5 protein-coding genes are annotated in these 7,123 nt (G+C 64.9%); 2 read left to right on the top strand and 3 right to left on the bottom strand.

Annotation, left to right across the window (positions count from 1 at the left end):
- From ABSF49_RS07440 to ABSF49_RS07430, 3 genes are all read right to left on the bottom strand, one after another.
- A partial coding sequence (locus ABSF49_RS07440; protein ID WP_424112003.1) for a hypothetical protein occupies positions 1–348 on the bottom strand: 348 nt, incomplete at its 3' end.
- Positions 348–1,205: a 2,3,4,5-tetrahydropyridine-2,6-dicarboxylate N-succinyltransferase gene (dapD, locus tag ABSF49_RS07435; RefSeq protein WP_424112002.1), complete on the bottom strand. Its 858-nt coding sequence runs from the start codon at positions 1,203–1,205 to the stop codon at positions 348–350. The genes dapD and ABSF49_RS07440, both read right to left, overlap by 1 nt.
- A gap of 406 nt (positions 1,206–1,611) precedes the next feature.
- The gene (locus ABSF49_RS07430; protein ID WP_424112001.1) at positions 1,612–2,157 is read right to left on the bottom strand and encodes a hypothetical protein; all 546 of its coding nucleotides are present in this window, start codon (positions 2,155–2,157) and stop codon (positions 1,612–1,614) included.
- Positions 2,158–2,694: 537 nt separating this feature from the next.
- Here ABSF49_RS07430 and rbr point away from each other — a divergent pair.
- Together rbr and ABSF49_RS07420 are read left to right on the top strand one after the other, a co-directional pair.
- Entirely contained in the window at positions 2,695–3,273 is a 579-nt protein-coding gene (gene rbr / locus ABSF49_RS07425; protein WP_424112000.1) for a rubrerythrin, read from the top strand.
- 1,008 nt (positions 3,274–4,281) lie between these two features.
- On the top strand, positions 4,282–7,068 hold the full coding sequence (locus ABSF49_RS07420; RefSeq protein ID WP_424111999.1) for an Eco57I restriction-modification methylase domain-containing protein: 2,787 nt from the start codon (positions 4,282–4,284) through the stop codon (positions 7,066–7,068).
- Positions 7,069–7,123: the final 55 nt, after the last annotated feature.

Raw genomic sequence — 7,123 nt, 5'->3', positions numbered from 1 at the left:
GGCGGCGGCGACGAGCAGCGAGAACGGCGCGAGGCCGGCGAGCGCAGGCGGCCGGCCGCGATCGGCGAAGCGCTTGGCGCTGAGGAAATATTCCGCCACCGCGCACAGGATCAGCGCGAAGGAATAGACGATCAGATAGGCGTGCCGCGCCACCACCAGCGGATCGATGAAAGCTTCATGCGCGAGATCGCGCGGCGCTTCCGGCGCGATGGCGTAGGCGACGATCGTGAGGACAAGCGCGATCCCGACCGGCGCGAGGCTGGCCAGCGCCCATTCGCGGCCGCCGACGAATCCTTCGCTCTCACGGTAGAGGAAGCGGAACCGCGCCGCGCGCAAGCTTTCCGCCATCAGTCTCTCAACAGCTCGTTGATGCCGGTCTTGGTCCGGGTCTTGGCGTCGACCGTCTTGACGATCACGGCGCAATAGAGCGACGGGCCCGGCGAGCCGTCGGGCAATGGCTTGCCCGGCAGCGAGCCGGAGACGACGACGGAGTAGGGCGGCACGTAGCCGACATGGACCTTGCCGGTGGCGCGGTCGACGATCTTGGTCGAAGCCGAGATGAACACCCCCATCGACACCACCGAGCCCTCGCCGACGATCACGCCCTCGACCACTTCCGAGCGCGCGCCGATGAAGCAATCGTCCTCGATGATGGTCGGGTTGGCCTGCAGCGGCTCGAGCACGCCGCCGATGCCGACGCCGCCGGAAAGATGGACGTTCTTGCCGATCTGCGCGCACGAGCCGACGGTGACCCAGGTGTCGACCATGGTCTTGGCGTCGACATAGGCGCCGAGGTTGACGAAGCTCGGCATCAGCACCACGTCGGGCGCGACATAGGCCGAGCGGCGCACGATGCAGCCGGGCACGGCGCGGAAACCGGCGGCGCGAAACGCGCTTTCGTCCCAGCCGGCGAACTTCGACGGCGCCTTGTCCCACCACGCCGCGCCGCCCGGGCCGCCGGGGATGACCGCATTGTCGGCGAGGCGGAACGACAGCAGCGCCGCCTTCTTCAGCCACTGGTTGACCTTCCACGAACCCAAGCCGGTCGCGCCGGGAATTTTCTCCGCCACCCGCGCTTTTCCGCTGTCGAGCAGCGCGAGCGCCTTCTCGACCGCGTCGCGCACGTCGCCCGTCGTCTGCGGGCCGATCTCGGCGCGATCCTCGTAGGCCTGTTCGATCAGGGCTTGCAGCTTGGCGTCGGACATCAGGGGTTCCAGAGTGTTTTTTGCGCCGGGAGGTTTCTTCGTCGGCGCGGCTTATGTCAATGGCGGGGGCGTCGCTCCCTTCTCCCGCCTTCTCTCGCGCGCGAAAGCAAGGCAACATCGTCTCGGCCGTCCCCGGACTTGATCCGGGACAAGCGTTCAGCCCGGCCATGACCGAGTCCCGTAAGCCCGCGCGGCGCCGCGCGCCGCTTCCGGCGGTCAAAAGTGCGATCTCGGCCCGCCGGACAGGCTTCTGCGGCGCGTTGCGGGCCCGAATGAGGCTTTGAGCCGATGAAGATCGGCGGACGAAACGGCGAGCGATTTTCCAGCCCGCGTCGCGCGGACTCGCACGGTCGAGTCCGCTGTCGGAATCCCTTTTGGGGACTCGAATGTCAGGTTCGATTCGCGCTTACGGCGCCGGCCGCTCCGGCGCTTCCATTGGCTGAAGCATGATGATATCGAGCGCGGACACGAAGCCGAAAATGACCGTAAAGAAGTCGATCGTCAACGCCGTGATGTAGGCTGCGGCGTTGTAGTCGGCTGCGGCGCTGTATTGGAGGCTTACGAAAGTGTAGACAAGCAGCGCCAGCGTCACAGCGGAACCGAGCACAACGAAGATCGCGAATATTGCCGGCGGTGGGCCTTTGCCGACCACCTTGCGGCGTCGGCGCGGATAGGTGACCTGAAGAGACAGCATCGGTAGCGCGAAAAGCACGCCGGAGCTTCGCCAAATCCACTTTTCCGGAACGTCGTAGAGCGCAAATATCGCCGGCAGCAGCGCCGCAGCGGTCAATACGAAAACATAGGTCATGACCGTTCTGGCGAGGTATCGGTCAAGCATTGACACCTTCGCTCCAGCGGCCTGCCGGAGGATCAACAACAGCGACGAGAACCCAGCGAAGGTGATCATCAGGCCAGCCAACGTGTACAAAAAGGTGGCGCCTTTGACTTCCATGTTTTGCTCCGCCTGAGAGCCCGACCCGAGCGAGGTCGACCGGCTTCGCCAGGCTAGAGTCGCCGGATTTTGCAAAGACTTCCGGAGATTCGCGGCGCCGTGGAACAAGGCCGATCGGGCAAAGTATGATGTGATCCGCGAGCGCTATTCAAGCGATTTGTCGGATGCGGAATTCGCGTTGATTTTTCCCCTGTCTTGCGAATCGCGGCAGCGCAGCGGCGGCTCGGCGCGGTCGCGGCGGCGAAGAGCCTGGCGACGACCCCCGAGGCGAAGTCGGGGCATGAGCAGGCTGTCGCGGTAGCGCCAGCCGAACGCCTTCTCTCCAGTTGATCGCCGTCATTGCGTCGCTTCGCCATCGCGCGCCATTTTCCCGGCTGCATCGTGGCGTTCAGCTTCGGCGGCTGAGAGCGGCGATGGCGGGCGTGAAGCGCCGTCGCATGTCGACCTCCCGCAACCCGACCTCGTCAGAGCCTCGGCGCGCCCGATCGGCGTTCGCGCCGCGCGCCTGCAGACGAAGCGCTTTTCGAGGAGGATCGCATGGAATTGAAGGACTCTCGCACCGCCAAGAATCTGCTCAAGGCGTTCGCCGGCGAAAGCCAGGCGCGCAACCGCTACACCTTCGCCGCCTCGGTCGCCCGCGCAGAAGGGTTGGAGCATGTGGCGGCCGTCTTCCTCGAAACGGCGGACAACGAAAAGGAGCACGCCAAGCTGTTCTTCCGCCATCTCGCGCCGCTCGCGCCTTCGGCGCTCGAGATCATCGCGAGCTACCCGATCGTGGCGGGCGACGCCGCCCAGCAGTTGAAGGCGGCCTTTGAAGGCGAGAACGAGGAATGGTCGGACCTCTACCCGGAATTCGCCCGGGTCGCGAAGGAGGAGGGCTTTCCCGACATCGCCCGGTCTTTCACCCTGATCGCCAGGGTCGAGAAAGCGCATGAGGATCGCTATCGCCGCTTGTACGATCACGTCGTCAACGGAACGGTGTTCCAGCGCGGCGAAAAGATCTACTGGCGCTGCCGCAACTGCGGCTACATCCACGAAGGCGACACGGCCCCCGGCGTCTGCCCCGCCTGCCAACACCCGCAAGCCTTCTTCGAGCCGGTCGGGGAGAAGTTCTGAGCGTTGCGGTCGCGCACTGCGTGACGCCAGCGCCCGCACGCAAAGAACTATCGTCATGGCCGGGCTTGACCCGGCCATCCACGTCTTTCCGTCGCGCCTAACGCCGACTGTTTCGACCTGACGGCGCCGTGTGGATGGCCGGGTCAAGCCCGGCCATGACGGGATCACAAAAGCCACGCACTGCGGTGGCGACGAGCGGCGGGAGACGTCGAGGTTGATTGTGCGCGTCATGGCCGGCGCCAGTTCGGCAGGGAGCGCCGTCGACCCCACGGAAGCCTCTTCTTTCCGAAGTCTCGAACCTGTCAAGGGCGCGCGTACCGCGCGCCGCCTCCGGCGGCCGCAGGCCATTGACAGGCTCGAGACCTCGGAAGGTCATGCTGCCGTGAGGTCGACGGCTTCGTGTGTGACGGAAAGGGGCGGGGCGACTCGGGGCGGGGAGGGTCGGCGCCGATTGCGAATGGAAAAAATAAGGCAATTCATGTCCTGTCCACGTAAGCGCCCGTAAGCGAACAGCCAGCGGACTGGGGATTTCGCCGCGAACGAACTCGACGGGGCGCGACTGGCAGCCTAGTTTCCAGGCATATGGATCTGTTCGCTTCGGCTGGGATGGACTTGCCACGCTCGGGAGGGCCGGGACGGCGGCCGGCTGCGCCGCGATCGCTGCGCGCGCCGCTTCTCGCCTACAAGGTCGTCGAGGAGGCGATCAGACGTTGTCCTCCGTTTGACGAGGCAATCGTCAGCGCTGCTGCCGATTATTCTCGTAAGGTGCGTGGCCTGAAGGCGGCGAAGGAGAAGACCTTCAGCCCCGTCTTCATTGACGAAGTCCTCATCAAAATCCTCGGCTATTCACGGATTGATCCAGACAAGCCATACACGCTTGCGGACCAACAGACCTTAGGCAGTGGGGCGGTTGATACCGCGCTTGGGAATTTCCAAGTTGGTGAGGAGACAAGGGTTCTCGCGCCTTTCGAACTGAAGGGCCCCGATACGAAAGACCTCGATCACATCATGCCGGGACGCGGCAAGACGCCGGTCCAGCAGGCGTGGGAATACGCCAACGACGCGCCCGGCGCGAAGTGGGTGCTGGTGTCGAATTGCGCCGAGGTGCGGCTCTATGGTTACGGGCGCGGACGCGAGGCCTATGAGGTCTTTGACGTCTCGCGGCTCGACGAACTGGACGAACTGCGGCGGCTGTGGGTCGTTCTTGCCGCGACGAACCTTCTTGGCGACGCGACCGAGCGGCTCCTGCGCGACACCGACGCGGCGCACGCCGACATCACCGACAAGCTCTATCAGGATTACAGCGGCCTGCGAGAACAGCTAATCGCCTATCTCACCGACTCGGCCGACGGCCCGAAGCTCGCGCTGGGCGCGGCGATCGAACCGGCGCAGAAGATTCTCGACCGCATCCTGTTCATCGCCTTCGCCCAGCGGCGCGACCTGATGCGCGATGGCCTGCTCGAACGGGCGCTGAAGGCGGGCAACGAATTCGATCCGCAGCCGGTGTGGCGCAACTTTCTCGGGCTCTTCCGCCGCGTCGACAAGGGCGACCACGACTTGGACATTCCGCCCTACAACGGCGGCCTGTTCGCCCACGACCCGGTCGTCGATTCGCTCATTCTGCCTGAAGCGCTCGCCAAGGAGATCGCGGCGCTCGGCAATTGGGATTATCGCAGCGAAGTGCCGGTGACCGTCCTCGGCCACATTTTCGAACAATCGATCACCGACATTGAAGAAAAGCGCGCCGCAGCACGCGGCGAAGCGCCGCCGAAGGTGTCGCAGCGCAAGCGGACGGGCGTCGTTTACACGCCGGACATGGTGACGCGATTCCTCGTCGAGCAGACCATTGGTCGCACGCTCGATGAACGGCGCGCAGAATTGCGCGCGCGGCATGGCGTGAGCGAGGGTGACGTCCCACCGGACAAGGAAGTCGCCTATTGGCGCGCATGGCTCGAAGCGTTGCAGAGCTTGACGATCGTCGACCCCGCCTGCGGCTCGGGCGCCTTCCTCATCGCCGCCTTCGATCGATTGGCGCAGGAGTATCGGCCGGTGCTGGCGCGGCTCGAAGAGCTCGGCGCGCCGGCCGGCGTCGACGACTTCGACGAGATCGTGACCAAGAACTTGCACGGGGTCGATTTGAATCCCGAGTCGGTCGAGATCACGCGCCTTTCGCTGTGGCTGAAGACTGCGCGGCGCGACCACCGCCTGCAGAACTTGGAAGCGACGATCCGCGTCGGCGACAGCCTGATCGAGGACGCGGCCTTCACGCGCCGCCCGTTCGATTGGCGAGCGGCCTTTCCGCAGGTGTCCGCGCGCGGCGGCTTCGACGTCGTGATCGGCAATCCACCTTACGTGCGAATGGAGTACGTCAAGCCGTTCAAGCCGTACCTGCAGGAGCGATACGCCGTCGCCTCCGATCGCGCCGACCTCTACGCCTATTTCTATGAGCGCGGCTTGGGAGTCTTGAGGGAGGGTGGCCGCCTCGGTTACATTTCCTCCTCGACGTTCTTCCGCACCGGCTCGGGCGAACCACTGCGCAAGTTGCTCAGCGAAGCGACGGCGATCGAGACGATCGTCGATTTCGGCGACGCCCAACTGTTCGAGGGTGTGACCACCTATCCGGCGATAGTCTCTCTGAGAAAAGCGAGGGGCGCCGAGGGCGACCTGCGCTACTTGGTCGTTCAGGGCGACGCGCCGGCAGATCTCGGCCAGGCGTTCGCCAAGGGCGCGCGCAGCATGCCACGGACGCGACTGTCAGCTGAGACTTGGCGGGTCGAGGACGACGCGTCGGCGCGGCTGCGCGACAAGATCGTCAATGGGCGTAGGACGCTCGGCGAGGTCTACGGTGCGCCGCTCTATGGCATCAAGACAGGGCTGAATGACGCCTTTGTCATCGATACGCCGACGCGCGACCGCTTGGTGAAGGCCGACCCGAAATCGGCGGAATTGCTGAAGCCGTTCCTGCGCGGCGAGAACGTCAAGCGCTGGCGCGTCGAGCCCGAGGGCCTGTGGCTGATCGACACGCCGAAGGGCAAGGTCGATATTGACGCCTACCCAGCGGTGCGGGACTGGCTGCTGCCGTTCAAGCCGCAGTTGGAGGCGCGGGCGACGAAGCAGGAGTGGTTCGAGCTGCAGCAGGCGCAGTTGGCGTATCAGCCGAAGTTGGCGCAACCCAAATTGGTTTGGTCGCATTTCCAATCGGAGGCCTCCTTCAATCTCGAGCTTTCAGGAGCGCTGCTGAATAACAAGTGCTTCTTCTTGCCTTTCGCGGACGCGGCGCTGTGCGCTCTTCTCAATAGCGCGTTGGGCTGGCGTCAGTTGCAGGCGAACGCCCGAATCAAACGCGGAGGTTACATCGAGGCCGAAGCTCAGTACGTTGAACGTCTCCCCATACCAGACATGGGGCCAGATGCACGCGCGCGCCTCGCCGCGCTCGGCGATGCTTGCACGAAGGCCGCGCGCCGGCGTTTCGAAATCGAATCCGCCGTTCGCCGCCGCATCCTCGACCTCGCGCCGCCTGAGCGCGCCAAGCTGACGGGGAAGTTGGAGCACTGGCATGACCTCGAATTCGCCGCCTTCCGCGCCGAGGTCAAACGCGCCTTTCATGCCGACGTCCCGGTCAAGGAGCGCGGCGAGTGGGAGGCCTATCTCGCCGACAACGCCGCCAAGGTTCGGTCGCTATCGGACCAGATAGCCGCGGCGGAGCGCGAGATCGACGCAATCGTCTATCGGCTGTTCGACCTGACGGCCGACGAAATCGCCCTCCTGGAGGCCTCGCTCGAAGGGCAGTATTAGGCCGGTTGCAAACGGCTCGCACCGCAACCCGTCATCGCAACCACAGCGAACGAGC

This window comes from Roseiarcus sp. (genome assembly GCF_049514155.1).
In the GTDB taxonomy this organism is placed as follows: domain Bacteria; phylum Pseudomonadota; class Alphaproteobacteria; order Rhizobiales; family Beijerinckiaceae; genus Roseiarcus.
Note: the sequence above shows the minus strand (reverse complement) of the source record. Positions and strands in the feature narration are given on the sequence as shown.

Excerpts from the sequence above, each read along its gene's own strand:
- dapD (WP_424112002.1), bottom strand. The coding sequence starts at position 1,205 with ATGTCCGACGCCAAGCTGCAAGCCCTGATCGAACAGGCCTACGAGGAT.
- ABSF49_RS07430 (WP_424112001.1), bottom strand. The coding sequence starts at position 2,157 with ATGGAAGTCAAAGGCGCCACCTTTTTGTACACGTTGGCTGGCCTGATG.
- rbr (WP_424112000.1), top strand. The coding sequence starts at position 2,695 with ATGGAATTGAAGGACTCTCGCACCGCCAAGAATCTGCTCAAGGCGTTC.
- ABSF49_RS07420 (WP_424111999.1), top strand. The coding sequence starts at position 4,282 with ATGCCGGGACGCGGCAAGACGCCGGTCCAGCAGGCGTGGGAATACGCC.